At 70.9% G+C, this 24,794-nt stretch carries 22 protein-coding genes; 6 read left to right on the top strand and 16 right to left on the bottom strand.

Annotated elements, in window-relative coordinates:
- Nucleotides 1–328: 328 nt before the first annotated feature.
- The gene (locus tag HKK74_RS34485) at nt 329–703 is read right to left on the bottom strand and encodes a hypothetical protein (protein ID WP_187247604.1); all 375 of its coding nucleotides are present in this window, start codon (nt 701–703) and stop codon (nt 329–331) included.
- Nucleotides 704–840: 137 nt separating this feature from the next.
- Nucleotides 841–3,246 (bottom strand): DNA 3'-5' helicase SftH, encoded by a 2,406-nt coding sequence (gene sftH, locus HKK74_RS34480; protein ID WP_187247603.1) that lies wholly within the window; start codon nt 3,244–3,246, stop codon nt 841–843.
- A 197-nt stretch (nt 3,247–3,443) separates the two neighbouring features.
- On the opposite strand from sftH, the gene HKK74_RS34475 reads away from it, so the two are divergent.
- From HKK74_RS34475 to HKK74_RS40540, 5 genes are all read left to right on the top strand, one after another.
- Nucleotides 3,444–3,797: an STAS domain-containing protein gene (locus HKK74_RS34475; RefSeq protein WP_187235329.1), complete on the top strand. Its 354-nt coding sequence runs from the start codon at nt 3,444–3,446 to the stop codon at nt 3,795–3,797.
- Between the two features lie 36 nt (nt 3,798–3,833).
- Nucleotides 3,834–4,289 (top strand): ATP-binding protein, encoded by a 456-nt coding sequence (locus HKK74_RS34470; RefSeq protein ID WP_187247602.1) that lies wholly within the window; start codon nt 3,834–3,836, stop codon nt 4,287–4,289.
- 385 nt (nt 4,290–4,674) lie between these two features.
- The gene (locus HKK74_RS34465) at nt 4,675–7,137 is read left to right on the top strand and encodes a sodium-translocating pyrophosphatase (protein WP_187247601.1); all 2,463 of its coding nucleotides are present in this window, start codon (nt 4,675–4,677) and stop codon (nt 7,135–7,137) included.
- Nucleotides 7,138–7,364: 227 nt separating this feature from the next.
- Nucleotides 7,365–7,838, top strand: coding sequence for a SixA phosphatase family protein (locus tag HKK74_RS34460; RefSeq protein WP_187247600.1), 474 nt, complete (start codon nt 7,365–7,367; stop codon nt 7,836–7,838).
- 82 nt (nt 7,839–7,920) lie between these two features.
- Complete coding sequence (locus HKK74_RS40540) at nt 7,921–10,203, top strand: FUSC family protein (protein WP_187247599.1); 2,283 nt, start codon at nt 7,921–7,923, stop codon at nt 10,201–10,203.
- Here HKK74_RS40540 and HKK74_RS34450 read toward each other — a convergent pair.
- The 14 genes from HKK74_RS34450 to HKK74_RS34385 all read right to left on the bottom strand — a co-directional run bounded on the left by HKK74_RS34450 (nt 10,178) and on the right by HKK74_RS34385 (nt 23,881).
- A complete protein-coding gene (locus HKK74_RS34450) occupies nt 10,178–11,392 on the bottom strand; it encodes an ROK family transcriptional regulator (RefSeq protein WP_187247611.1) in 1,215 nt (404 codons plus the stop codon). The two genes, HKK74_RS40540 and HKK74_RS34450, sit on opposite strands and share 26 nt — an antisense overlap.
- 34 nt (nt 11,393–11,426) lie before the next feature.
- Nucleotides 11,427–12,677: a sugar ABC transporter permease gene (locus HKK74_RS34445; RefSeq protein WP_246492273.1), complete on the bottom strand. Its 1,251-nt coding sequence runs from the start codon at nt 12,675–12,677 to the stop codon at nt 11,427–11,429.
- Entirely contained in the window at nt 12,674–13,459 is a 786-nt protein-coding gene (locus HKK74_RS34440; RefSeq protein ID WP_187247598.1) for an ATP-binding cassette domain-containing protein, read from the bottom strand. The genes HKK74_RS34445 and HKK74_RS34440 overlap by 4 nt, the downstream gene beginning before the upstream one ends.
- A gap of 75 nt (nt 13,460–13,534) precedes the next feature.
- Nucleotides 13,535–14,641 carry a sugar ABC transporter substrate-binding protein gene (locus HKK74_RS34435; protein WP_187247597.1) on the bottom strand — a complete coding sequence of 369 codons (1,107 nt, stop codon included), beginning with the start codon at nt 14,639–14,641 and terminating at the stop codon, nt 13,535–13,537.
- 354 nt (nt 14,642–14,995) lie between these two features.
- The gene (gene serB, locus HKK74_RS34430) at nt 14,996–16,228 is read right to left on the bottom strand and encodes a phosphoserine phosphatase SerB (RefSeq protein WP_187247596.1); all 1,233 of its coding nucleotides are present in this window, start codon (nt 16,226–16,228) and stop codon (nt 14,996–14,998) included.
- 136 nt (nt 16,229–16,364) lie between these two features.
- Complete coding sequence (locus HKK74_RS34425; protein ID WP_187247595.1) at nt 16,365–17,405, bottom strand: S-adenosylmethionine:tRNA ribosyltransferase-isomerase; 1,041 nt, start codon at nt 17,403–17,405, stop codon at nt 16,365–16,367.
- Complete coding sequence (locus tag HKK74_RS34420) at nt 17,398–18,846, bottom strand: MFS transporter (protein ID WP_246492272.1); 1,449 nt, start codon at nt 18,844–18,846, stop codon at nt 17,398–17,400. The genes HKK74_RS34425 and HKK74_RS34420 overlap by 8 nt, the downstream gene beginning before the upstream one ends.
- On the bottom strand, nt 18,843–19,532 hold the full coding sequence (locus HKK74_RS34415) for an SDR family NAD(P)-dependent oxidoreductase (RefSeq protein ID WP_187247593.1): 690 nt from the start codon (nt 19,530–19,532) through the stop codon (nt 18,843–18,845). The genes HKK74_RS34420 and HKK74_RS34415 overlap by 4 nt, the downstream gene beginning before the upstream one ends.
- A 99-nt stretch (nt 19,533–19,631) precedes the next feature.
- On the bottom strand, nt 19,632–20,219 hold the full coding sequence (locus HKK74_RS34410) for a Clp protease N-terminal domain-containing protein (RefSeq protein ID WP_187247592.1): 588 nt from the start codon (nt 20,217–20,219) through the stop codon (nt 19,632–19,634).
- Nucleotides 20,216–20,443, bottom strand: a complete 228-nt coding sequence (locus HKK74_RS34405; protein WP_187247591.1) for a helix-turn-helix domain-containing protein — start codon at nt 20,441–20,443, stop codon at nt 20,216–20,218. The genes HKK74_RS34410 and HKK74_RS34405 overlap by 4 nt, the downstream gene beginning before the upstream one ends.
- Nucleotides 20,444–20,541: 98 nt before the next feature.
- Nucleotides 20,542–21,294, bottom strand: a complete 753-nt coding sequence (locus HKK74_RS34400) for a PP2C family protein-serine/threonine phosphatase (protein WP_187247590.1) — start codon at nt 21,292–21,294, stop codon at nt 20,542–20,544.
- Between the two features lie 36 nt (nt 21,295–21,330).
- Nucleotides 21,331–21,972: a response regulator gene (locus HKK74_RS34395; RefSeq protein WP_187247589.1), complete on the bottom strand. Its 642-nt coding sequence runs from the start codon at nt 21,970–21,972 to the stop codon at nt 21,331–21,333.
- Nucleotides 21,969–23,111 carry a GAF domain-containing sensor histidine kinase gene (locus tag HKK74_RS34390; protein ID WP_187247588.1) on the bottom strand — a complete coding sequence of 381 codons (1,143 nt, stop codon included), beginning with the start codon at nt 23,109–23,111 and terminating at the stop codon, nt 21,969–21,971. The genes HKK74_RS34395 and HKK74_RS34390 overlap by 4 nt, the downstream gene beginning before the upstream one ends.
- Nucleotides 23,108–23,881: an Rv1486c family protein gene (locus tag HKK74_RS34385; protein WP_187247587.1), complete on the bottom strand. Its 774-nt coding sequence runs from the start codon at nt 23,879–23,881 to the stop codon at nt 23,108–23,110. Before HKK74_RS34385 ends, HKK74_RS34390 begins: the two co-directional genes overlap by 4 nt.
- Nucleotides 23,882–23,952: 71 nt before the next feature.
- Here HKK74_RS34385 and HKK74_RS34380 point away from each other — a divergent pair, with 71 nt between their 5' ends.
- On the top strand, nt 23,953–24,741 hold the full coding sequence (locus HKK74_RS34380) for an ABC transporter ATP-binding protein (RefSeq protein ID WP_187247586.1): 789 nt from the start codon (nt 23,953–23,955) through the stop codon (nt 24,739–24,741).
- The last annotated feature ends 53 nt before the right edge of the window (nt 24,742–24,794 follow it).

Genomic DNA, 24,794 nt, shown 5'->3' with positions numbered 1-24,794 from the left:
GCGGCGAGACGCGGCGAGATGTGACGCGGCGAGACGCGGCGAGATGTGACGCGGCGAGACGCGGTGAGATGTGACGCGGAGCGATAGGCGCGCGCTGCCGTTCGAGGGCCGGAGCACGCCCAAGTGCCGGATGCCTGATCGACTGCGAGCCGTGCCGGGTACACGCCCGGAGCTGTGCGGGCCCGGCCGGGTGCATGAGGCGATGCTCCGACTCCGGCCGGGCCGGGGCCGGGTGGCCTGGATCCGGCCCGGCCGGATCGGATCCTCCGACGCGATGATCCGCGCCGCTGAGGTTCCGCCCGCCGGACTCACGGCGGGCCGAGCCGGCTCAGCTCGAGTGCGGCACCATGGGCTGCTGGGGTATCGCGCCGGTGCTGGAATCACGCCTGGCGCGGGCCAGCTCGCGCTGGAGCTGGCGCTTCTCCATCTCCATCGTCGTCATGGACTCTTCGTGCTCGTCACGCAGGTCGCGCAGTTCCTTGCGGACGCGGATGGCGCGCCCCAGGCCGAGTGCCGCCATGCTGAACCCGGCCAGGAAGACCGTGGCCACGGCCGCACCGGCCAGGAAGACGTGCCACTGGCTGGTGATGCCCGGCACGGAGTCGCCGAACACGGTGAGCTCGGTGGCCCCCGTGTTGTCCAGGACGATGCTGACGCCCGTGACGGCGGCCGCCGCGGCCAATACGAGTCCCAGGAAGATCATGTGTGCTGTCCTCTCTCTCCGGAGTGCGGGTATCCCGAAGATCACGAGATGCGTTGTGAGATTAGAGGTTCAATCGTTACGGCGCTATACAACCCCAAAAATATGTCGTTACGTGTACTTTCTGTACAAATACGGACTCAGAGCGCTGCGTCGTGCGCCGGCGCGTCCCGCAGCAGCACGGCCAGGAGGTCCAGGGCACCGTGCTTGTCCAGCGGCTCGTTGCCGTTGCCGCACTTCGGCGACTGGATGCACGACGGGCATCCGGCCTCGCACTCGCACGCCTCGATCGCCTCGCGGGTCGCCCGCAGCCACGTGGCGGCACCGGTGTACCCGCGCTCGGCGAACCCCGCCCCGCCCTCGTGCCCGTCGTAGACGAACACCGTGAGCAGCCCGGTGTCCGGGTGCTCGGCCGTCGAGACCCCGCCGATGTCCCAGCGGTCGCAGGTCGCGAAGAGCGGCAGCAGCCCGATCGAGGCGTGCTCGGCCGCGTGGGCCGAACCGGCCAGATCGAGGTCGCCGACCGAGTCGCGCTGGGCGTCCGACAGCGTCCACCAGACCGCCCGGGTCTGCAACGTGCGGGGCGGTAGCTCCAGCGGCTGCTCACCGAGCAACTGGCCGGTCTGCAGGCGTCGCATCTGGTAGGCCACGACCTGCCGGGTGACCTCGACGGTGCCGAAGCACAGCGTCGACTCCCCCCAGGCCGACGATCGCAGGGTTTCGAGAATACGGATGTCGGTGATGTCGCGAGCCGTCGTGGAGTAGTCCGGCTCGGCCGGCTCGACCAGGGCCACGGAGGCGTCCAGATCCAGCTCCCGCACGATGTAGGACTCGCCCTGGTGCAGGTAGACCGCGCCCTCGTGGACGGTGGTGTGCGCCGACGGCTCGTCGACCGTGCCGAGCAGCCGCCCCGTCCCCCACTCGACCACCTGTACGGGTGCGCCGCCGGCGCCGCGGATGTCGGCCAGATCGGCGGCGCGGTCGCGGCGGGTCCAGAACCACCCGGCCGGCCGGCGTCGCAGCATGCCGCGCCGCACCAGGTCGGGCACCAGATCGACCGCCGCCGGCCCGAACAGCTCCAGGTCGGCCTCGGTCAGCGGCAGCTCGGCCGCGGCCGCGCACAGATGCGGTTCCAGGACGTACGGGTTGTCGGGGTCGAGCACGGTGGCCTCGACCGGCGAGCCGAAGATCGCCTCCGGGTGGTGGACGAGATACGTGTCCAGGGGATCGTCCCGGGCCACGAGCACCGCCACGGCGTCCTGACCCGTACGGCCGGCTCGGCCTGCCTGCTGCCACAGCGAGGCGCGCGTGCCGGGCCAGCCGCACACCACGACCGCGTCCAGTCCCGACATGTCCACGCCCAGCTCGAGCGCGTTGGTGCTGGCGAGCCCGATGAGCTCACGGCGACGCAGTGCTTCTTCGAGCGCTCGCCGCTCCTCGGGCAGGTACCCCGCCCGGTAGGCGGCGACCTGGCCGGCCAGCGACGGCGCGATCTCGGCGAGGGCCCGCTTGGCCCCGAGCGAGACCGACTCGGCGCCGCGACGCGACCGTACGAACGTCAGCGTCTGCACTCCCTCGATCACCAGGTCGGCGAGCAGGTCGCCGGCCTCGGCCGTCGCCGTACGCCGGACCGGCGCGCCGCGTTCGCCGCGCAGATCGGTCAGCGGAGGTTCCCACAGGGCGAACGCGGTGGCACCCCGCGGCGAGGCGTCGTCGGCGACCGCGGTGACATCGAGGCCGGTGAGCCGCCGTGCGGTGACGGCCGGGTCGGCGGTGGTCGCGGAGGCCAGGATGAACACGGGTGACGCGCCGTACCGCGCGCAGATCCGGCGCAGCCGGCGCAGGACCTGGGCGACGTGCGAGCCGAAGACGCCACGGTATCCGTGCGCCTCATCGATGATCACGTATTGCAGCCGCCGCAGGAAGGCCGTCCACCGGGCGTGCGACGGCAACAGGGAGCGGTGCAGCATGTCCGGATTGGTCAGCACGTAGTTGGCGTGCTGGCGCACCCAGGTGCGCTCGTCGGGCGGCGTGTCGCCGTCGTAGGTGGCGGCGCGCACCTGGGTGAGCCGCAGTGACCGCAGTGAGCGCAGCTGGTCGGCGGCGAGCGCCTTGGTCGGTGAGAGGTACAGGACAGTGCCTCCCGCCGCCTGGCGCAGGCCCGCCGTCGGGCCTTCGTCGCCGAAGACCGCGGACACCGCGGGCAGCAGGTAGGCGAGTGACTTGCCCGAGGCGGTGCCTGTGGCAATGATCACAGATTGTCCGGAATGGGCGTGCTCGGCGGCGGTCGCCTGGTGCAGCCAGGGTGCCTCGATCCCGGCCAGCCGCAGCCGGTCGATGAGCAACTCCGGAGCCCACGACGGCCAGCCGGACCGGCGGCCGGCCCGGGCCGGCACGACCTCGACATGGGTGATGCGGTCACGCCGGGTGGGGTCGCTCAGCAGGCGTTCGAGCGCGCGGCGCGATTTGCTGGCGGAGGCGTCCCGGAGCCCCGCGGCGACGGCTGATTCAGAGCTTGGCGAAGACACAGGTTTCCAGTGTTGCATCCTGGGGACAACAAGGGGACACGTCCCGGCGGCGGACGTCCGGCCCCCCATGCCCCAGCGGCGGAGCGGCAGGTCGTGATGGGCGCGAACAAGTCGTCTCAGTGGCGATTTCGTGTGAACTCGGCGCCGGAGCGTGGTTGAATCACGGCCGGGGTCCCGTTGCCCCGAACCACTCGCGGCACGGCGCTGGAGGATTTGTGGACCTGAAGGTGAACGACTACACCACCGATGACGGCCTCACGGTCATCAACGTGGAAGGAGAGATCGACGTCTACACTGCGCCGAAGCTCCGTGAGAAGCTCATCGACCTGGTCAATAAGGGCAAGTTCCACCTGCTGGTGGACATGGAGAAGGTCGAGTTCCTCGACTCGACGGGCCTTGGCGTGCTCGTCGGTGGGCTCAAGCGGGTTCGCGCGCATGACGGATCGCTCGAGCTGGTGTGCACGCAGGAGCGCATCCTGAAGATCTTCCGGATCACCGGGCTGACCAAGGTCTTCGGCATTCACAACTCGATCGAGGAAGCCCAGGAGAACCGTAAGAGCCAGAAGTAGCGGCCGGGAGAGGTCGCACCCGAGATGGCCCCCGACATGGCGACTGTTGAGCTTTCTTTCAGTGCCCTGCCCGAGCATGTCCGTACGGCACGTCTGATCGTGACGGCGGTGGCCCGGCGCAGTGGTGTTGCCGAAGTGCTCTTGGACGAGGTACGGCTGGCGGTCGGTGAGGCGTGCTCCCGGGCCGTGGAGGCCCACCGGCGGCACTGCCCGGACGAGCCCGTTCAGCTGGAGCTGACCGCCGACGGTGATCGTCGGTTCGAGGTCATCGTGAGCGACACGGTGCCGGGAGAGGACCTGGATGGGGTCCCGGCCGCGTCCTCTCCCACGGGGCGGGACGCCTGGACGGACGGCACCACCCTCTCCGGACCGCTCGGCGGCGGTCCCGGGGCACTCGGCCTCGCCGTCATCTCCGGGCTCGCCGACGAAGTCGTGATCTCCTCGACGCGCAAGGGCATGCAGATCCGGATGAGCTGGCCCACCGGTTCCTGAGCGCGGCCGGTCGGCCTCGTCACGCCGATCGGTCGTGACTCGTCCCCGGTGCCGGTTCAGGCACTGCCGCACCCGTCCTCCCGTGGGCTCGTTCCACGGGGCTCGGCGCGCATCCGCGGCCCGGGACGACGACGGACGGCGGTGCGGGCTCTGCCCCCGACGACGTGCCACGATGTCATTAACAGGTCAAACCTGGGCAAAAAACGGTTTGCCTTTTCCTGTCGACGGTATTAACGAACCGTCAGGCTTCTCATTCACGCACTGCGTGCGTAGACTCCCGGCACCGCAATGCCCTGCCGAATGTGCTGACCGGTCACACGGATAGGTGCGCGTCATTCGTGTGCCCACGTTGGAGGTAGGGCTTGGCCCCTGTCGAGGAGGACGGATGTCTGGGCTTACCCTCTCCAGCCCGGCCAGTGCACAAGTGGATCTTGTCGGCGGCGACCTCACCCTGGTCGTCGTCGTCGGAGTGATCGCACTTTTGGCGCTGGCCGTTGCCGGAGGACTTGTACGTCAGGTGCTGGCCGCGGGCCAGGGCACCGAGAAGATGCAGGAAATCGCGACGGCCGTGCAAGAGGGGGCGAGCGCCTATCTGAAGCGCCAGTTCCGCACGGTCGGCATCTTCGTGGTCCTGATCCCGTTTCTGCTCCTGTTGCTGCCCGCGGACACCACGAGTGTACGGATCGGACGTTCGGTCTTCTTCGTCGTGGGTGCGCTGTTCTCCGCGATCACCGGGTTCGCCGGAATGTGGCTCGCCGTGCGCGGCAATGTCAGGGTCGCGGCGGCGGCCCGCGAGGCCGGCGAGAAGCCGGCCATGCGGATCGCCTTCCGCACCGGTGGCGTCGCCGGCATGTTCACCGTGGGGCTCGGCCTGTTCGGCGCCGCGGTCGTCGTTTTCATCTTCAAGGGTGATGCGCCCGGTGTGCTCGAGGGCTTCGGTTTCGGCGCGGCGCTCCTCGCCATGTTCATGCGGGTCGGCGGTGGCATCTTCACCAAGGCCGCCGACGTGGGTGCCGACCTGGTGGGCAAGGTCGAGCAGGGCATTCCCGAGGACGACCCCCGCAACGCGGCCACCATCGCCGACAACGTGGGGGACAACGTCGGTGACTGCGCCGGCATGGCGGCCGACCTCTTCGAGTCCTACGCGGTCATGCTGGTCGCGGCGCTCATCCTCGGCAAGGCGGCCTTCGGCACCGAGGGCCTCGTCTTCCCGCTCATCGTGCCGATGATCGGTGTCATCACCGCGGTGATCGGGATCTTCGCGGTGGCACCGCGAGAGCGTGACCGCAACGGCATGGCGGCGATCAACCGGGGCTTCTTCCTCTCCGCGATCATCTCGGCCGTGCTGGTGGCCGTGGCCGCCTTCCTCTACCTCCCGTCGTCCTTCGCCGGGTTGCACGGACTCAGCCCCTCGCTGGCGAACGACCCCCAGCTGGCCGACGTCGATCCGCGACTCATCTCCATCGCGGCGGTGATCATCGGCATCGTGCTCGCCAGCGCGATCCAGCTGCTCACCGGCTACTTCACCGAGACCAACCGGCGGCCGGTCAAGGACGTCACCGACAGTGCCAAGACCGGGCCGGCCACCGTCATCCTGTCCGGGATAGCCCTGGGCCTGGAGTCCGCGGTCTACTCGGCGCTGTTGATCGGTGCCGCCGTCTACGGCGCCTTCCTGCTCGGCTTCGGCAACACCACGCTGGCGCTGTTCGCGGTGGCGCTGGCCGGCACCGGGCTGCTCACCACGGTCGGGGTCATCGTCTCGATGGACACGTTCGGCCCGGTCTCCGACAACGCCCAAGGCATCGCCGAGATGTCCGGCGACGTGACCGGCGAGGGCGCCAAGGTGCTGGAGAGCCTCGACGCGGTGGGCAACACCACCAAGGCGATCACCAAGGGCATCGCGATCGCGACGGCGGTGCTGGCGGCGACCGCGCTGTTCGGCGCGTTCCGTACGACGGTCGAGACCGCGCTCGGCGATGCGTCGCAGAGCGTGAAGGAGTCGCTGGGCGTCTTCCAGAACTTCAGCCTGTCGGTCGACTCGCCCAACGTGCTGGTCGGACTCATCATCGGCGCCGCGGTGGTGTTCCTGTTCTCCGGACTGGCGATCATGGCCGTGGGCCGGGCCGCCGGCCGCGTGGTCATGGAGGTGCGCGAGCAGTTCCGCACCAAGCCCGGGATCATGGACTACACCGAGAAGCCGGACTATGACCGGGTCGTCGACATCTGTACCCGGGACGCGCAGCGCGAGCTCGCCACCCCCGGCCTGCTGGCGATCATGACCCCGATCGCGGTCGGGTTCGCCCTCGGGTACGCCCCGCTGGGCGCGTTCCTCGCGGGCGCGATCGCGGCGGGTGTCCTCATGGCGGTGTTCCTGTCCAACTCCGGTGGTGCCTGGGACAACGCCAAGAAGCTCGTCGAGGAGGGCAACCTCGGCGGCAAGGGTTCCCCGGCGCACGAGGCGACGATCATCGGTGACACGGTCGGCGACCCGTTCAAGGACACCGCCGGCCCTGCCATCAACCCGCTGATCAAGGTGATGAACCTGGTCTCGCTGCTCATCGCGCAGGCCGTGGTCACGACCGCCGCCAACACGCCGCTGCGGATCGGGATCACCGTGCTCGCGGTGGCCGTCGTGGTCGGGGCGATCGTGATCTCCAAGCGCCGTGCCGCCCCGCTCGGCTCGGCCGAGGAGACGCCCAGAGAGGCGATCGAGCCCGGTGACGGCGACCCGGCCGGCAACGCCAAGGAGACCACCTCCGCGGTGGGCGCCGGCGACGCGACCGGTGACGGCGCTTCCGTGCAGAGCGAGAAGGACGAGGAGGACAAGGAGTCCGCGACCACGTCGTGACACCTTGACCGATCGAGGGCCGGTGACGCCGTCACCGGCCCTCGATCACGTTCGGCGACCGGTCACCGTACCCTGGTAGGTGACCGAAGGAGGCGGCATGGTGGGCGATGAGAGGACCTCGATCTCGGGGGCCAAGGGCTTCGCGATCGTTTTCGGCGCGATGTTGGGCGTTCTCGCGGTGCTGTGGCTGATCGCGGCGCTCGTCGCGCCGAACTAGGAGCGCCCCGATGCCGACACTGATCGTCCTGCGGCACGCCAAGGCGGTGACCGAGTTCGGGCTGCCCGACATCGATCGTCCGCTGTCCGGCCGGGGCAGGCGCGACGCGACCGCGGCCGGCAAGTGGCTCGGCAAGGCGGGCCTCAAACCCGACCTGGTCCGCTGCTCGCCGGCCAAGCGTACGAGGCAGACGCTCAGCCGCCTCGATGTGGACGCCGAGGTGGGCTTCGAACCGGAGATCTACGCCAATGACGTCGGCGGGCTGTTCGACCTGCTCACGCAGACCGACGAGCAGGTCGGAACGCTGCTGCTGATCGGGCACAATCCGTCGCTGCACCACCTGGTGCACGATCTGACGGGCGCCGGCGGCGACTCCTTTCCCACGTGCGCCCTCGCGGTCATCGCCATCGGAGCCGGTTGGGCGGGCATCCGGCCCGGGGCGGGGCGGCTGACCGCGGACTGGAGTCCCAAGGCCTCGATCTGACCCGCTGACGCGGCACGCGCCGCACCGGGGGACGCGCCGCACCGGGGGACGGGGGACGCGGCGGACCGGGGGGTGCCGCGACGTGACGGTTCCACGCTTGGTCGGTCGCGGGGCCGCGCGCCGTGCGGCCCTGGATTACGCGATCACCTCGGCGGTCGGCGTGGCGGTGCCACTGCTGATCGGAGTACTCTCCGGGCACACGGCCGAGGGCGCCCGGGCGGCGATCGGCGCCTACTTCGTCGCCAACGCGGCCTATCAGGGACCCTACGGCCTGCGGGCACGTTCGCTGATGGCCTCGGTCGCGGTCGTCGCCATCGGGGTGACGATCGGTGGTCTGGTCAGCGGGAACCGCTGGGCCGCGGTCGTCGTGGTGTCGCTGGTCGTCTCCGTCGGATCGGTGATCCCCCAGGTCGGCATCACGCTGGCGATCGCCACGTTGCTCGCCGCCGTCCGGCCGCTGGTCGATCCGCTGACCACCGACGTGTGGCTGGAGGCGGGGGGCGGTCTCTGGCTGGCCCTGCTGTTCCTGGCGCCATGGCCGCACCGGAGACTGCGCCCGTTCCTCGTGGCCGCGGCGGAGGCCATCGGCGCCTTGGCCGAGCTGCTGGAAGCCGTCGTGGGGCCCGACGACATCTGGGAGGAACGGCGTCGCGCCGCCACCGACGCGCTGAACGCGGTACGGGCGGCGGCCGAGCTGTATCCGGCCGGGCACGCGGCGGACGAGGACTCCCGGCTGCGGTCGCTGGCCGAAGCCCTCACCAAGATCATGCACGAGATCGTGGCGCTGCGGGCCCTGGTCATGGCGCCCCGGCGGCGATCGCCCGAGGACGAGGTGGGGGCGGGGTGGCCGCCCGAGACCGACGCGGGGGCGGTGGTCGGGCGGACCCCCGAGGTGAAGCAGGCGATCGCGGCGCCGGCCGACCGGCTCCGCCGGCTGGCCTTCCTGACGCAGGTCGCGGGCCCCGGACCGCTGATCCGGTCGGCGGCCGCGCCGGAGCCGAAGTCCGATGCGCGGGCCCGGCTGGCGGAGCGGGTGGAGGAGCTTCGGAGGGAGGTTTGGCTCGGTCAGGGCCACGGCGATCCGCTGACCCCCGTACTGCTGGGCCAGACGGTACGTGCGATCGACCGGATCGCCGCCGCGACCGACGCGGCCGCCGAGATCGTGGCCGGCGGGCTGAAGGTGGAGATCACCCTGTCCCGGCCGCCCGGTGCTCGCGTCGCCGACGCTCTGAAGACGCTCTGGCAGACCGTGCGCACCGACGTACGGACCCGGTCGCTGCGGTTCCGGCGGGCCACCCGTACGGCCGTCGCGACGGCAATCGCCATGTCGATCTGGGCGGTGCTGCCGTTGCGGCACGCCTACTGGCTGCCGATCGCCGTGGTCCTGTGCATCCGCCACACCTATGGCGAGACGGCGTCCCGGGTGACCCAGCGGGTGGGCGGCACGGCGGCCGGCGCGGCACTGGGCGCCGTCCTGCTCGCGCTCGCCCCCGGCAGGCCGGCCCTCCTCGGGGCCATCTTCTTCGCCGCCCTGGTGGCCTATGCGCTGCGCTCGGTCAGCTACACGGTCTGGACGGCGCTGAACACGCCGCTGGTCATGATGCTGATCGACTATGCCACGCCGGTGAACTGGCCGGTGGCCGCCGAGCGAATCGCGATGACCGTCACCGGTGGTCTCATCGCGCTGACGACCGCGCGACTGTTCTGGCCGTCCAGCCGCGACGACGCCGTGCTGCTGGAGCGGCTGGCCGCCATGTCCGAGGCGTACGCCTCGGCCGTACGGGCGGCGGCGGTCCGGGTCGCCGGGTCGGACGTGCCGTTGGAGGACCGCCTGGCGGCGGCGAGAGAATCGGTCGAGCAGGTCGCCGAATCCATGCTGCGGAGGGGGCAGGAACCCGCTCCCGACAACGAGCGCATCGCCGCGCTCGGGGCGGCCGTCGCGGCGGCGAACCGCATCGGCGACTACCTCGTCACCCTGAGCGAGCTCGCCGGGCAGGAGAACGTGGACCCGGGACCGGTTCCGGCGATCCTGGACCACATCGCCGACCGGCTGGAGGACACGGCGCGTGAACTTCGGGAGGGCCGTGCCCTGGAGCGGCCCGAGCCGGACATCGAACAGCGGCTGGCCGAGCTGGACGACTTCCTGGCCCGCCTGATCCGGCGGCGCCGTTCCGAGCTGGCCGAGGGCATCGGCCTGGGCGAGACCACGCCCGCACGGCGGACCCTCGTGCAGGCGGCCGCCCTCCGCCACGTGCTGCACGCTCTGCACGCGGACGTCGAGGCCCTCTGCCGCGCGCTGCGCGAGGCTCGTCCGGACGTGCGCGCCGCGCGGCCGGGCGTCAACCGGCCGCCACCGCCCGGGTGAGGACCTCCAGTGGGTTGGTGAGCACCTCGGTGAAGGCGAGTTCGGCGGCGCCCACCAGGGTCGCGTCATCGCCGAGATCGGAGGTGCGCAGCCGCAGCCCTTCGCGGGCGGCGGCCATCGTGTTGGTCTTCAGCCGGCTGCGCACCTGCGCGGCCGAACTCAGATAGATCTCCCGCAGAATGCCGCCGAAGATCACCATCTCCGGGTTGAAGATGTTGACCAGGTTCGAGACGCCGAATCCGAGCCAGTCCCCGACGCGGTGCAACGCGTCGCGGGCGAGGACATCGCCTCGTTCGGCGGCGTCGACGATGGCGCGGATCGCGTCGCGGCCGATGAGGTCCTCCGACATCTCGCGCCCGGCGGCGGAGAGCAGGGCCCGCTCGCCGACCTCGGCCTCCAGGCAGCCCGCGGAACCGCACCCGCAGGCGCGTCCTCGCGGGTTGACGACCATGTGGCCGACCTCGCCGCCGTACCCGCCCTCGCCGCCGAGGAGCCGCCCGCCGACGATGATCCCGCCGCCGATGCCGACGTCACCGTGCAGGTAGATCAGGTCCTGGCACCGGGTGCCGATCCCGCGCTGGTGCTCGGCGAGCGCGCCCAGGTTGGCGTCGTTGGCGACCGAGACGGTCATCCCGAGGTCGAGTTCACGGGTGAGGGCGGCTCCGAAGGGCACCTCCGTCTGCCCGATGTTGGGGCCGAAGCGCACCAGACCGTCGCCCCGGCGCACCACACCGCAGAACGCCGCGCCCGCCCCGACGCAGACCGTGTCGGCATCGGCCTTGCGCAGCATCTGCCGGGCGAATCCGGCGAGGGTGGCGACGACCTCGTCCAGGTCGAAGCCGTTGCGTTCCCGTACGGCCTCCCGGCGGTCCAGGATCACGCCGCCCAGACCGACCCGGGCCGCCGCGAGCCGGTCCACCCCGACGTCGAACGCCAGGACGTAGAAGCGGGTCGACTCGGGCCGGACGACCAGTGAGGGTCGCCCGGCCCGGCCGGTCTCGCTGGGCAGCTTCTCGCGAACCAGGCCGGCACCGGTCAGTTCGGCGGTGAGCGCCATGATGGTGCTGCGGTTGAGCCCGAGCCGGTCCGCGAGAACGGTCCTGGAGGTGGGACCGTGCAGGTGGATGTAGCGAAGCAGTGTGCCGAGATTGTGGCGGCGGATCTCCTCTTGTGAGGGACCGGCTCGCATCATTCGATCGGCCTCGCCTGCTTCTCGTACGGCGTCATCTCAATCCCGTCGCGGCGGCCCGCTTCCTGGACAGGGCGTCCACTCCGGCTGCGAGCAGCAGGACCAGGCCGGTGACGACGTACTTGACCCCGGCGCTGTAACCCATCAGGCCCATGCCGTTGTCGATGACGGCGACGACGGCACCACCGAGAACGGCGTCCAGCACCCTGCCCTTGCCGCCGAACAGACTGGTGCCACCGATCACTGCGGCACCCACCGCGTAGAGCAGGACGTTGCTTCCGCCGGTGTTCGGGTCGACCGAGTTGGCCCGGGAGGCCGCGATGACGCCGCCCACGGCGGCCATCGTCGAACAGATCATGAACGCCGAGATGCGGATGCGGTCGACGTTGATGCCGGCCCGCCGCGATGCCTCCCGGTTGCCGCCCACGGCGTAGATGTGCCGCCCGTAGGCGGTGCGGCGCAACACGAAGGTCCAGCCGATCAGCAGCACCACGATGAGCGGTACGACGATCGGCACCCCCTTCAGGGAGACCACGATCGCGTTGCGGCTGCGCTCCTGGTTGAGCACGTAGACGGCGACCCCGGCGATGACGGCCACGGCCGCGACCCGGATCGCGATCAGCGAGATCGGGTCGGCGGTGAGCCCCCGGCTCACGCGTCCCCGAGCCTGCCACAGTTGTACGGCGGCATAGCCGGCGAGGCCGACGGCCAGCATCAGCCATCCGAGCGCCGGGCTCACGTTCTTGTTCGCGACCGCCAGGATGGTGTCGTCCCGGATCGAGATGTTGGAGCCCTCGTTCATGAGCATGAGGACGATGCCCTGGAAGGCGAGGAACGCGGCCAGCGTCACCACGAACGACGGGATGCCGAGCTTGGCGACGAGGACGCCGAGCACGAGCCCGATCCCGGCGCCGGTCACAAGTGAGGCGACGACCGCCCAGTACCACGGCCAGCCGTGGTTGGTCAGCAGCACCGCGAGCACCGCCGCGCACACGCCGCTCGCGAACCCGGCGGACAGGTCGATCTCACCGAGCAGGAGCACGAAGACGAGCCCCATGGCGATGACCGTCACGGCGGCGCCCTGGGTGAACAGGTTCGCGAAGTTGCCCTCCGACAGGAAGGCCGGCCGCAGGATCGTGAAGATCGTGCACAGCACGACCAGGCCGAGGATCGCGGGCAGCGCGCCCACGTCGCCGCCGCGCACGCGGTCGAGGTAACCGCGGACGTGAGAGCTGATGGGGGCCGAGCCGGTCTCGGGGGCTCCCTTCGTCACCATGACGCTCATGCCTTGACTCCGTTCAAACCGTCCCCGTTCGCGAGGCCGAGTTCCCCGCTGCGCCCTGAGGTGATCAGTTCGACGACCTGCGCGTGGGTGACATCGGAGGTCCGCACCTGAGCGGCCATCCGGCCCAGGTAGAGAGCGGCGATGCGATCGGACACCGCGAACACGTCGTTCAGGTTGTGCGAGATGAGGACGACGGCGAGACCCTTGTCGGCCAGCCGCCGGACGAGCTCGAGCACCTGCTGGGTCTGGGCGACGCCCAGTGCCGCCGTGGGCTCGTCGAGGACCACGACCTTGCTGTTCCAGAGCACGGCCTTGGCGATCGCGACGGTCTGCCGCTGGCCGCCCGACAGGCTCGAGACCTGCTGCCGGACGGAGTGAACGGTGCGGACCGACAATCCGGTGAGGGTCTTCGCGGCCATCTCTTCCATGGTCGCCTCGTCGAGCACCAGACCGCGCTTGCGCTCCCGGCCGAGGAACATGTTCTGCACGATGTCGAGGTTGTCGGCCAGCGCGAGATCCTGGTAGACGATCTCGACTCCGAGGCCGGCGGCGTCGCGCGGGCTGTTCACGTGGACCGGCGCGCCCTCGAAGAGATAGTCACCCGAGTCGATCGGGTGGATGCCGCCGATGCACTTGACCAGCGTGGACTTGCCGGCTCCGTTGTCGCCGACCAGGGCGGTCACCTCTCCCGCCTCGGCGGAGAAGCTGACGTCGTGCAGTACCTGGACCGGGCCGAAGCTCTTGTTGAGCCGGCGCAACTCCAGGACGGGTGTCGCGGGCATGCTGAGTGGCTCCTAACTGCCGGATGCCGCGTCGCCGGCGGTGAGGAGCTCACCGTCGGCGACGCGGCCGATGTCTTACTGGATTCCGGCCTCGGTGCACTTGGCCGCGAACTGGCCCTTGCACAGCTCGTCCTTGGTGACGAACCCGTCGGTCACCACGTCCTTGACGTTCTCCTTGAAGATCGACTTCGGCTGCAGCAGCACGGACGGCACGTCGCGCTTGCCCTCGGGGTCGTTCACGGTGCCGTTGGTCTCGCCCTTCTGGCCGCTCGCCAGCGAGATCGCGAGCTTGGCGGCGGCGTCGGCCTCCTGCTTGATCGCCTTGTAGACGGTCATGCACTGGTCACCGTTGAGGATGTTCTGCAGTCCCTGCACGGTCGCGTCCTGGCCGGTGACGGGCACCTTGCCGTTCAGCTTCTGCTTCTTCAGCACGGAGATGGCCGCGTTGCCGAGGCCGTCGTTGGCGGCGAGCACACCGGCGATCTTGGGCTCGCTCGTGAGCATCTGCTCGAAGATGGTTCCGGCCTGGGTGTTGTCCCAGTCCGGCACGGACTCGTCCGGTCCCTTGGCGTACTCCCCGGCGTCGATCTTCGGGTTCAGCACGCCGTCGTAGCCGTTCTTGAACAGCGTCGCGTTGTTGTCGGTCGGCGACCCGTTGAGCCTCGCGACGATCGGCTTCTCGGCCTTCTTGTCGGTCAGGCACTTCACCAGGCCCTCGCCCTGGAGCTTGCCGACGGCGGTGTTGTCGAAGCTCACGTAGTACTGCGCGCTGCCGCCCAGCGTCAGCCGGTCGTAGTCGATGGTGGCGACACCCTGCGACTTGGCCTTGTCCAGCACGGCCTTGCCGGTCCCGCTGTCCAGGTTCACGATCAACAGCACGGTGGCGCCGTTGGTGATCATCTGGTCTGCGATCGTCTGGAACGAGGTCTTGTTGCCCTGGGCGTTCTGAATGTCGGCGGGGATGCCCGCGGCCTTGAACGCCTCGCCGAGGTACTTGCGGTCCGCGGTCTCCCAGCGGGCCGAGGACTTGCTGTCGGGCAGGATGACACCGATCTTGCCCTTGGGCTTGGCCGCGGACGCTCCGGGGCTGGCGGAGGTGCCGCTGTCATCGCTTCCGCAGGCGGTGAGGCCGGCCAGCAGCGCCACCGATACGGCGGCCGTGCTGAGGATCCCCTTGCGCATGTGCACGGGTCCTTTCCGTACGTGCCGCGCATCGGCGCGGCGATGGGGGGGTTGGTTGTACGAGCGCGCTGGATGGTGAGCCGGGTCGCGGTACACCACTGTTTGAATGTTGTGTCCGGCAACGTATGTCGGAAATCTCGCGGGCGCTAGGGGAGACGGACGTGTTATTCGTTGTGCCGCGTAACAATCAGACAACGGGCCCGAAACCCGCCGGAAACCCGTGGTTCAGCTTGGACCCCGTCGAATCAGCTCAATCACCGCAGGTAGCAGGGCTACGCGGGGGCTGAGCGGTGAGATGCGGTGGGCGGCGATCCGCGGCGGAGCGGTCCGTGGAAAGTCACGGTCCGTCGTGGGTCATGGCTCCGTGCGGTCGGTCTCGCCGGCGAGGTCGGGGTCCTCGGCGTCGGCGGCCTCTACCTCGTCGCGGGAGATGCCCAGCAGGAACAGGATGGCGTCCAGGTAGGGCACGCTGACCGCCGTGTCGGCGGCCTGCCGTACGACCGGCTTGGCGTTGTAGGCGACGCCGAGACCGGCGGCCTGGATCATGTCGAGGTCGTTGGCGCCGTCACCGATCGCCACGGTCTGGCTGATCGGTACCCCGGCCTCGTGGGCGAACCGCTCCAGGGCCGCCGCCTTGCCGGCGCGGTCGATGATGGGCCCGACCAGCCGTCCGGTGAGCCGGCCGTCGACGACCTCGAGCGTGTTGGCGGCTGAGTAGTCGATGCCGAGGTCCGCCACGAGCGAGTCCGTGACCTGGGTGAAGCCGCCGCTCACGATCGCGAACTTGTAGTCCAGCCGCTTCAGGGTCCGGACCAGCGTGCGCGCCCCCGCGGCCAGCCGCACGCGGTCGCGCACGTCGTCGATCGCAGCGGTGTCGAGACCGGCGAGCAGCGCGACCCGCTCGCGCAGCGACCCCTCGAAGTCGAGTTCGCCGCGCATCGCCGCCTCGGTGATCGCGGCCACCTCGTCGAGCCGGCCGGTCTTCTCGGCGAGCAGTTCGATGACCTCACCCTGGATGAGCGTCGAGTCGACGTCCATCACGATCAGACGCTTGGCCTTGCGGTGCAGCCCGGCCCGCTGGACGGCCACGTCGACCTGCTGCTCCACGGCCTCGACGGCCAGCGCCGCGCGCAGTGCCTCGGGGTCGGCTCCGGAGACCTCCAGCTCGATGCAGGTCACGGGATAGTGCGAGAGCCGCTGCATCCGGTCGATGTTCGCGCCGCCCACCGCGATGCGCCCGGCGATCCCTGCCATGGCGGCCGGCCGCAGGGGGCTGCCGAGCACGGTGACGTGCAGCCTGCCCCGCCGCCGGCTGAGCGGAGTGCCCTTGTCCCGGCCGGTCGAGAGCTCGACCTCCATGTCCAGGTCGGCGGCGACCTTCTCGGCCGCCGTCCAGACCTGCCCGACGTCGGTGCCGGTGCCGTACGACACCAGCACGCCGAGCACGAGCCGGCCGCGGATCACCACTTGCTCGACGTCGGTCACGGTGAGCGGAAATCCGGCGAGTGTGCCGAACAGCCGCGAGGTCACCCCGGGGCGATCGCGGCCGGTGAGCGTGATGAGCAGCGTGCGCTGTGAGCCGTTCATACGCTCACCAAACTACTGCCCGCGGGTGAACGCCGGGTGACCCGTCCACCATGCGGACAGGGCGTTTCGGCCGGTGGTGCGCCCGATGCCGGATCACCCGGAACAAAGATCACTTGGAACGCGGATCAGTGGGACCTCAGGGCAGCAGCAGGTTCAGATCACCGAACTCGTGCCACAGGTAGCGCTCCTCCAGCGCCGCGTCGTAGACCTGCTTCAGCAGCGCGGGCCCGGCGATGGCGGTGAGCATCATCAGATGCGACGACCTCGGCTCGTGCAGGCCGGTGAGCAGCCCGTCGACGGCCCGTACGCCCGCGTCCGGGGTGACGACGTGCTCGGTCCAGCCGCCGCTCGGCCGCACCGTGCCGTCGCCGGCGGCGGCCGTCTCGAGGGCGCGGACCACGGTCGTGCCGACCGCGATCACCCGGCCGCCACGGGCCCGTACGTGGCCGACCAGCTCGGCGGTCGGCCCGGGCACCTCGAAGCGCTCGGCGTACGGCGGTTCGTGCGCCTCGGGTGAGGCCACCCCGGTGTGCAGGCTCAGCGGCGCGATCATCACGCCCCGCGAGACCAGCCGGGTCACCAGCTCGGGCGTGAACGGCCGGCCGGCGCTCGGCATCTCCGCGCCGCCGTCCCGCCGGTCCCACGCGAAGGCGGTCTGGTAGGCGGACGTGGGAAAGTCCGCGCGCACGTACCCGTACCTGATCGGCGTGCCGTGACGGAGCAGGTACGGCACCACGTCGCGGTCCAGCCGGGCCCGCCACAGCCGGGCCGTCTGCCGGCCGATCAGGTTGAGCGTGGCCCCGCCCGGCATCGGGATCCACTCGCCGGGGAGGCCCCCTCCGTACGGCTCGGTCGCCTTGCCGGCGCGGCGCCGCAGCTCCACCAGCCACACCCCCGGGCGGCCCGGCAGGGGGGTCGAGAAGTGGATCGTCAACCGGTCGAGCGGCACGGCGGCCGGAAGGGTCGAGGAGGTGTTCACCACGAGCAGATCGCCGGGGAGCAGCAGGCCTGGAAGATCACCGAATCGGTGGTGGCTCACCGTTCCGTCACCGCGCCTGCCCACGAGCAGCCGTACGGCGTCGCGGGATCGGCGGTGGGGACCCGGGCGTTCCTCGGGCGGCTCGTGCGCCTCGAGTGCGGGTGGGAGGGCGAAGTCGGGTACCGCGAAATCAGGCATCTCGCCGCTCCCGTCCGTCCCTGACGCGAATCGCGGCGGCCACCGCGATGACCGCGATGAACACTGTCAGGGCGCCCGCCGAGGCGAGACCCGGCCCGAGCCGGTCGGCGCCGAAACCGGTGACGAGCGCGCCCGCGAGGCCGATGGCCAGCGCCCCGCCGAGCGTGTCGCTGATCTGCAGGGCGGCGGAGTTGGCACCCTGATCGCGCGGGGCGGACAGATTGAGCACCAGCACGCTGAGGCCGCCGTAGGTCAGCCCCATGCCCGAGCCGGCGAGGATCCAGGCCGGTACGGCGGACCACGCGTACACGGGCGTGCCGATCGCGATGCCCGTGACGCCCGCGGTGGTGAGCAGGGCACCGAGCACGATCAGGGACCGGTGCGGCCGGTCCGCCCGCCCCTGGACCCACGACGAGGCGGACCAGCCGAGGGCGCCGAACGTGAGGACCACACCCGCCTGGGTCGGGGTGAAGCCGTGCGCCGAGGTGAGCGCGAGCGGGATGAACGCCTCGGTGGCGAAGAAGGCGCCGGACATCAGCCCGCGCATCGTCACCGCGGCCGGCACGCCGCGCCGGAGCAGGAGCGCGCCCCGTGGCAGCAACCGCGGCAGGCCGAACGCCAGCCCGGCGAGGCCGAGGGCCGCCGCGGGCAGCACCGCGAGGGACGGGTGATCGATGGCGAACAGCAGCGCTCCCGCACCCCCGGCCAGCGCGATGGCGGCGACACCGCGTCCTCGCAGGGCCGCGCGGAGGCCGCCGGTGGCCGGACCGGCGTCACGGACGTCGGACCCGCCACCGGAGTCACCCGAGTCACGCCGGTCACCTGGGCCGCCGCCGGCGTCTCGGAGCGAGGGGATCAGCATGACCATCGCGGGTACCACGAGCGGGATCAGCCCGAGGAAGACCCCTCGCCAGTGGAAGTGCTCGGCGACGAGGCCGGCGAAGGCCGGTCCGACCAGCGACGGAACCACCCACGCGGCGGAGAGCGCGAAGAACGCCCGAGGCCGCAGGTGCTCGGGGTAGACCCGGGCCACCAGGACGTAGATCGCGACTCCCGACGCCCCGGCGCCGAGCCCCTGGACCGCCCGGCCGGCGACGAACACCCACATGGCGGGTGCCGTACCGGCGATGACCAGGCCCGTCACGAAGGTCACGAGTCCGGTCATCAGGGGCCGGCCGGGTCCCGCCCGGTCGGCCCAGCCGCCCGCGATCACGTTGGCGAGCAGGCTGGCGATCAAGAACGCGCTGAAGACCCAGGCGTAGAGCGAAAGTCCGTGCAGCTCCCTGGCGGTCACCGGCATCACCGTTCCCACCGCCATCGCCTCGAAGGCGAGAAGCGTCACGACGAGGACGATGCCTATGGTCGGGATCCGGTAGCGGCCGGCCAGGATGGATTTCGATGTTTCGCGTGGAACATCCTTCTCGAGCATGGTGGTCGTCATCGTAGGAGCCCCCCGGCCGTGTACCGGCCACTGGGCAGCCGCCCGTCGATCAGTCGCAACAGTGCCGGCACCACCGTCTCCGGCGGCGGTGTCGCGGACAGGTCCTCCTCCGGCATCGCGTCCCGCAGCATCTCGGTGCGCATCTCGCCGGGATCGACCCACCAGACGGCGAGCCCGGGTTCCTCGACCGACAGCACGTGCGAGATCTGCTCGAAGGCCGCCTTGGTGGCGCCGTAGCCGCCCCAGCCTTCGTAGGCTTCGACGGCGGCGTCCGAGCTGATCCCGAGGACGGCGCCTCGGCGCCGGGTCAGCGCGGGCAGCAGGCTCTGGACCAGCGCGAGCGGGGCGATCGTGTTCGTCCGGAAGGCCCGTTCGAGCTCGTCGAGCGGATAGTCGGCCAGCCGCGGCAGCGGGGCGGCGCCCAGGGTGCTCGCGTTGTTGACGAGGAGATCGAGGCCGCCGCCGCCCTCCTCGACGGCACTGACGAGCGCGGCCCGGTGCCACGAGTCGCCGAGGTCGCCGGCGAGGGCCGTAACGTCTCCCGGCAACTCGGCGGCGACGGCGTCGAGGGCGTCCGCCCCCCGCGCATCGATGATGAGTTTCCAGCCGTCCCGGGCGAGAGCGTGCGCGAGGGCGCGCCCGAGGCCGCGCGATCCTCCGGTGATGAGAGCGGTTCTTTCGGTCATGTGCTCGACGGTAGGAACCGGCCGCCCGGCGCGGCATCGGCCATCGGGCCGGACCGGCATCGTCAGATGGTCCTAAGCCCGCCACCCGGTCACGTGCCATCAGGCGGCGGCGCGGCCGTTCATCAGGTCAGTCCAGAGGCGGCGCAGGTCCACGTCGAGCGCGCGGAGGATCCGCACCGACTCGTTCGCGCCGTCGGCGAGCAGCCCCCAGAGCACGTCGTCACGGTCGGCTAGCCCGCGGCCCCTGCGGCGGGCCGCCCACGACGCCACCTCGACCACCTTCCGGCCGCCTTCGTCGAGCGTCAGGTCGGTCGCCGGGCCGGTGAGCGTTACCCGCAGCGGGCGGAGGCGCGAACGGTGCAGCCGCCAGAGCGCCGGATCGTCGAGGCGCGTCGACGTGGCGGCCGACAGGCGGCGTCGGACCTGCTCGAGATCGATGCCGAGGGCGGCGAGCAGTTCCCCGTCCGGCGGCCGTGGGCCGCCGTCGCGCCGCCGGTCGATCTCGGCGTGCACCTCGGCGGCGGTGACGCCCAGGTCCGGAAGGCCCGGGCCGACCGGTCGCGCCTCGGCGAGGGCCAGCAGCAGGAAGTCGGTGCCGAGCCGCTCGCGCCCGGCCTCTTTCGCCAGCAGTCCGGCCCTGATCAGGGTGGTGCGCGCGGTGGGGGTGAATTTCGCGAGCATCGTCATGGCCGGCCCTCGGCTATCCGGCCGGCGTGCTTCTTGTGCGCGGACTGCCTGCGTACGCCCAGTGCGGAGGCGATCGCCTCCCATGACCAGCCCTGGGCGCGGGCGTTGCTCACGTGCAGAGCCTCGAGTTCTTCGGCCAGCCTGCGCAGGGCGGCCACCGCCGCCAGTCCGGTGGCCGGATCGCGGCTGTCCACGGCCGCCGCCAGTTCCGTCATCGTCGTCATGGTGTCAGTCTAGGCTGACACGAGAAGAATGTCAGCCCAGGCTGACATGGGCGACCGGAGCCGTCACCGCGCGAGACGGCCGCGGTGACCGGGCGGCCTCACCCGTTGTTGGCCGCGGCACCCACGATCACGGGCGCTCTCTGCTCCGTCGGGCCTTCGACCACGTCGGCGAGCACACAGGTGATGTTGTCCGGGCCGCCGCCCTGGTTGGCCAGCTCGATGAGCCGACGTACGGCCTCGTCGAGATCGTCGGTGCCGGTCAGCACCTCGTAGATCTGCTGCGGGCCGACGACCGCGGTCAGCCCGTCGGAGCACAGCAGATAGCGGTCGCCGACCTTGGCCTCGCGTGGCGACATGTCCGGCTCGCCCTCACTGCGGCCGTCGAGCACGCGGAACAGCACGTTGGACAGCCGTGACGGCCCGGCCTCGCCCTCGAGCAGCTTGTCGAGGGTGTGGTCTTCGGTGATCTGGAACAACTCGCCCCCGCGGAGCAGATAGCCGCGCGAGTCGCCGATGTGGGCCAGCGCCATGTACGGGCCCGACCACAGGAGGGCGGTCAGCGTGGTGCCCATCCGGTCGAGTTCCGGGTGCTCCGCGATCACATCGCGCAACCTCGCGTGGGCGCGTTCCACGGCCTCGCCGAGCGTGTCGACCAGCCGATCCGGCGGCACCTGCGCGTCGACGGACCGGAGAGATTCGATGACCGTCGAGCTCGCGACCTCACCGCCGGCGTATCCGCCCATGCCGTCGGCGACTGCGAGCAGGAAGGGGCCCGCGTACGCGGAGTCCTCGTTGTTCTGGCGGCTGACCCCGACGTCCGAGCCTGCGGTGTACTTGATTGCGACGTTCATACTGATTTTGGATGTCGATCTCGTGAGTAGGGTTCGCTAGCCCTCGACGAGCCCGTTCCGGACGGCGTGCAGAGCCGCCTGGGTACGGTCGGCGAGGCCGAGCTTCATCAGGATATTGGAAACATGGGTCTTGATCGTCTTCTCTGAGACAACAAGGGCACGGGCGATCTCCCGGTTGGACCGGCCGAGGGCGATCTGGACGAGCACTTCGCGCTCCCGTTCGGTCAGCGCGGCGAGCCCGGGATCCCGCCCGGCCCCGCCTCCTGCGGCCGGCGGGAGCATCGCGTCGGCGGCCTCGGGCGCGAACAGCACATGCCCGTCGTTCACCGCCCGGATGGCCCGCACGAGGGCGTCCGGGTCGACGTCTTTGTACAGGTAGCCGGCCGCGCTCGCGCGCACGGCCGGTGGCACCAGGGCGCGTTCGCTCATGCTGGTGAGCACGAGCACCCGCGCCCCGACCCCGCGGGCGCGCAGTTCGCCCAGCGCCGCCTGGCCGTCGACCCCGGGCATGTTGAGATCGAGCAGGACCACGTCCGGTTCGAGCGACTCGGCCAGCGTGACCGCGTCGGTTCCGTCGGTCGCCTCGCCCACCACCTCGATGTCCTCTTGCACGCCGAGGAAGGTCCGCAGTCCCTGCCGTACGACGGGATGGTCATCGGCGATCAGCACGCGGATCACAGCGGGACCTCCAGCCGGACGAGTGTGCCGTCGCCGCCCCCGGACCCGATGGTCAGGGTGCCCCCGATCGACATGGCCCGGTCTCGCATCGATGTCAGCCCCAGCCCGTCGCGGCCGCTCTCGGCCGCGACGTCGAATCCGCCGCCGTCGTCATAGACCTCCAGGATCACATGGCCGGCCGAAGTTGACAGCCGTACGGTGATCCTGGTCGCCCGGGCGTGTCGCAACGCGTTGAACAACGCCTCCTGGGCGACGCGGAACGTCACCGCCTCACCCTGGCCGGTCAGCGCGATCCCCGGGTCGGCGGCGAACGTGAGCTCGGCGTCGTAGACCCGGTCGAGCACTTCGACGTGCTTGCGCAGTGAAGCGACGAGGCCGTCGCCGGTGAGGTCGGCCGGGCGCAGCTCGAAGATCACGGCGCGCAGCTCGGCGAGCGCCTCGCCGGCGAGCCGCTCGACCCGCTCGAGCTCCGCGACCGTACGGTCCGGATCGCGGACCGCCAGCGCGGCGGCCGCACGTGCGGTCAGCCGGAGCGAGAAGAGCTTCTGGGCCACCGCGTCGTGCAGCTCACGGGCAAGCCGGTTGCGCTCCTCGACGACGGTCAGCTCACGCCCGCGCTCGTGCAGCCGCGCATTGGTCAGGGCCATGGCCGCGTGCGCCGCGAAGAGCGTGAGCAACTCCTCATCGTCCTCGGTGAAGCCGCCGGGGACGCGCTTGTTGGCGAGGAAGATGATGCCCAGCGTCTGGTCGCCGTCGCGGATCGGTACCCCGAGGAAGTCCTTGAGGATCGGGTGCGCGGTCGGCCAGCCGTCGAAGTCGGGTTCCCTGCGGATGTCGGTGAGGCGATGCGTCCGCGGCTCCCGGAGCATCACGGCCAGCATGCCGTGCTGGCGGGGCAGCGGCCCGATCGCCGCCCACTCCTCGTCCGAGACTCCCTCGACGACGAACTCGGCGAAGGACCCCTGTTCGTCGGGCACGCCCAGCGCGCCGTGGCGGGCGTCCAGCAGCTGGGCCGCCGCCCGCACGATGACCTGCAACACCTCCTGCACGGACAGGTGCCGCGTGACGGCGAGCACCGCCGCGCTCACGGCGTGAAGGGCGACCCCCCGGTCGGCGCAGGCCGTGCATTGAGTGTTCACGGCACCGGATCGAATGCGCTGTTGTGGGCGGCGACGCTGGCGCGCCGTACGGCTCGGTCGAGCAGGCGCAGGGCGTCGGCGCGCCGGCGCATCTGGTCGGCGGTGAGTCCCTCGCTCTCCACCCGCCGGGCCAGGTCGACGACCACGGACAGCCGCCCGGCCAGGGCGGCCACGCGGTGCGCGCGCGCATGGTAACCGGGTGCCAGTTCGCCCGCCGGCTCACCGCGATGGGACTCCCGCACGGCGGTGAGGGCCTCGGCCATCTCGGGCCGCCAGTCCGTCACATCCTCGACCATGAGGAGCGCGTCCGTCGCGTCCCTGAGGGCGAGGGACAACTGGTGGTCGGCCTCCGGCAGCGATGGCACGTCGGCGACGCCCGGCCGCGCGTTGAGAACGTTCCACCGCACGCCGACGTAGGAGGAGCCGCGGCGATCCTCGGCCGGCACGAGACCGACGGGCCCGGAGGTCAGGGTGACGAGGGCGGCCCCACCCGCCTCGAGCGCGGCCGTGTTGAGCTCCGGCGGCCCGGTGAGCCCCAGGAGGTCGCCGGGGACCGGCAGGGCCAGCTTGAGCGCGCTCATCCCGGCCACCCGCAGACAGCCCAGCCCGCGCCGCAGGGGGATCTCGCCGCTCTCTCCCGGGATGCCGGTCACCACGTGCTGGCCGCACATCTGTTCGACGGCATCGGCGGCCTCGTCGAGCCCCACGTGGCCGCTCAACCAGGCGTTGCCCCAGGCGACGAGTGCAGGGGAGGCTTGTGCGACGTGCATGCCGACCACCATAAGTGCTCCAGATGGCATAAGTTCGTCCACTGAGACGGGATTCCTTGGGGAAGGGCGCGATGACCGGAGAGGTACTGCAACTTCACGGTGTCGGGGTCCGACGCGACGGGGCGGCACTGCTCCGGAACATCGACTGGACGGTCAACGAGAGCGAGCGGTGGGTCATCATCGGTCCCAACGGGGCCGGTAAGACGACGCTTTTGCAGGTGGCGGCCACCACACTGCATCCGAGCGAGGGCACCGTCTCGGTGCTCGGCGAGCGGCTGGGCAAGACCGATGTCTTCGACCTGAGACCGCGCATCGGCTTCACGAGCGCGGCGGTCGCCGAGAAGGTGCCCGCGAACGAGAAGGTCATCGACCTGGTGCTGACGGGCTCGTACGCCATCATCGGGCGGTGGAAGGAGGAGTACGACTCCACCGACCTCACCCGGGCCGTCGAACTGCTCGACGCGCTCGGCTGCGCGAGCCTGATCCGGCGTCGTTTCTCGACCCTGTCGGAGGGCGAGCGCAAGCGAGTGCTGATCGCCCGGGCGCTGATGCCCGACCCCGAGCTGTTGCTGCTCGACGAGCCCGCCGCCGGTCTCGACCTGGGCGGCCGCGAGAACCTGCTGGCCCGGCTCAGTCGGCTGGCCGACGATCCGATGGCACCCTCGATGGTGCTCGTGACCCACCACGTGGAAGAGGTGCCCGAGGGCTTCACGCACGCGCTGCTGATCCGGCGCGGCTCGGTGATCGCCATGGGGAAGGTCGACGAGGTGTTCACGAGCCGGCACCTGACGAAGTGCTTCGGGCTGCCGCTGACCGTCGAGCGTCAGGACGGGCGCTGGTACGCGCGCGCCACTCGCTGACGGTGACGGTGACGGCGGCGGGGGCGGAAATCGGTCCCTGGTCTCACCGCGTG

It is taken from the genome of Actinomadura alba (assembly GCF_014323705.1).
Classification (GTDB): Bacteria; Actinomycetota; Actinomycetes; order Streptosporangiales; family Streptosporangiaceae; genus Actinomadura_C; species Actinomadura_C alba.
The sequence above is the reverse complement of the archived record's forward strand: the minus strand, read 5'-3'. Positions and strand labels throughout refer to the sequence as shown.

Coding starts and splice junctions, on each gene's coding strand:
- HKK74_RS34485 (WP_187247604.1), bottom strand. CDS start 703: ATGATCTTCCTGGGACTCGTATTGGCCGCGGCGGCCGCCGTCACGGGC.
- sftH (WP_187247603.1), bottom strand. CDS start 3,246: ATGCAACACTGGAAACCTGTGTCTTCGCCAAGCTCTGAATCAGCCGTC.
- HKK74_RS34470 (WP_187247602.1), top strand. CDS start 3,834: ATGGCGACTGTTGAGCTTTCTTTCAGTGCCCTGCCCGAGCATGTCCGT.
- HKK74_RS34465 (WP_187247601.1), top strand. CDS start 4,675: ATGTCTGGGCTTACCCTCTCCAGCCCGGCCAGTGCACAAGTGGATCTT.
- HKK74_RS34460 (WP_187247600.1), top strand. CDS start 7,365: ATGCCGACACTGATCGTCCTGCGGCACGCCAAGGCGGTGACCGAGTTC.
- HKK74_RS34450 (WP_187247611.1), bottom strand. CDS start 11,392: ATGCGAGCCGGTCCCTCACAAGAGGAGATCCGCCGCCACAATCTCGGC.
- HKK74_RS34445 (WP_246492273.1), bottom strand. CDS start 12,677: ATGAGCGTCATGGTGACGAAGGGAGCCCCCGAGACCGGCTCGGCCCCC.
- HKK74_RS34440 (WP_187247598.1), bottom strand. CDS start 13,459: ATGCCCGCGACACCCGTCCTGGAGTTGCGCCGGCTCAACAAGAGCTTC.
- HKK74_RS34435 (WP_187247597.1), bottom strand. CDS start 14,641: ATGCGCAAGGGGATCCTCAGCACGGCCGCCGTATCGGTGGCGCTGCTG.
- serB (WP_187247596.1), bottom strand. CDS start 16,228: ATGAACGGCTCACAGCGCACGCTGCTCATCACGCTCACCGGCCGCGAT.
- HKK74_RS34425 (WP_187247595.1), bottom strand. CDS start 17,405: ATGCCTGATTTCGCGGTACCCGACTTCGCCCTCCCACCCGCACTCGAG.
- HKK74_RS34420 (WP_246492272.1), bottom strand. CDS start 18,846: ATGACGACCACCATGCTCGAGAAGGATGTTCCACGCGAAACATCGAAA.
- HKK74_RS34415 (WP_187247593.1), bottom strand. CDS start 19,532: ATGACCGAAAGAACCGCTCTCATCACCGGAGGATCGCGCGGCCTCGGG.
- HKK74_RS34410 (WP_187247592.1), bottom strand. CDS start 20,219: ATGACGATGCTCGCGAAATTCACCCCCACCGCGCGCACCACCCTGATC.
- HKK74_RS34405 (WP_187247591.1), bottom strand. CDS start 20,443: ATGACGACGATGACGGAACTGGCGGCGGCCGTGGACAGCCGCGATCCG.
- HKK74_RS34400 (WP_187247590.1), bottom strand. CDS start 21,294: ATGAACGTCGCAATCAAGTACACCGCAGGCTCGGACGTCGGGGTCAGC.
- HKK74_RS34385 (WP_187247587.1), bottom strand. CDS start 23,881: ATGCACGTCGCACAAGCCTCCCCTGCACTCGTCGCCTGGGGCAACGCC.
- HKK74_RS34380 (WP_187247586.1), top strand. CDS start 23,953: ATGACCGGAGAGGTACTGCAACTTCACGGTGTCGGGGTCCGACGCGAC.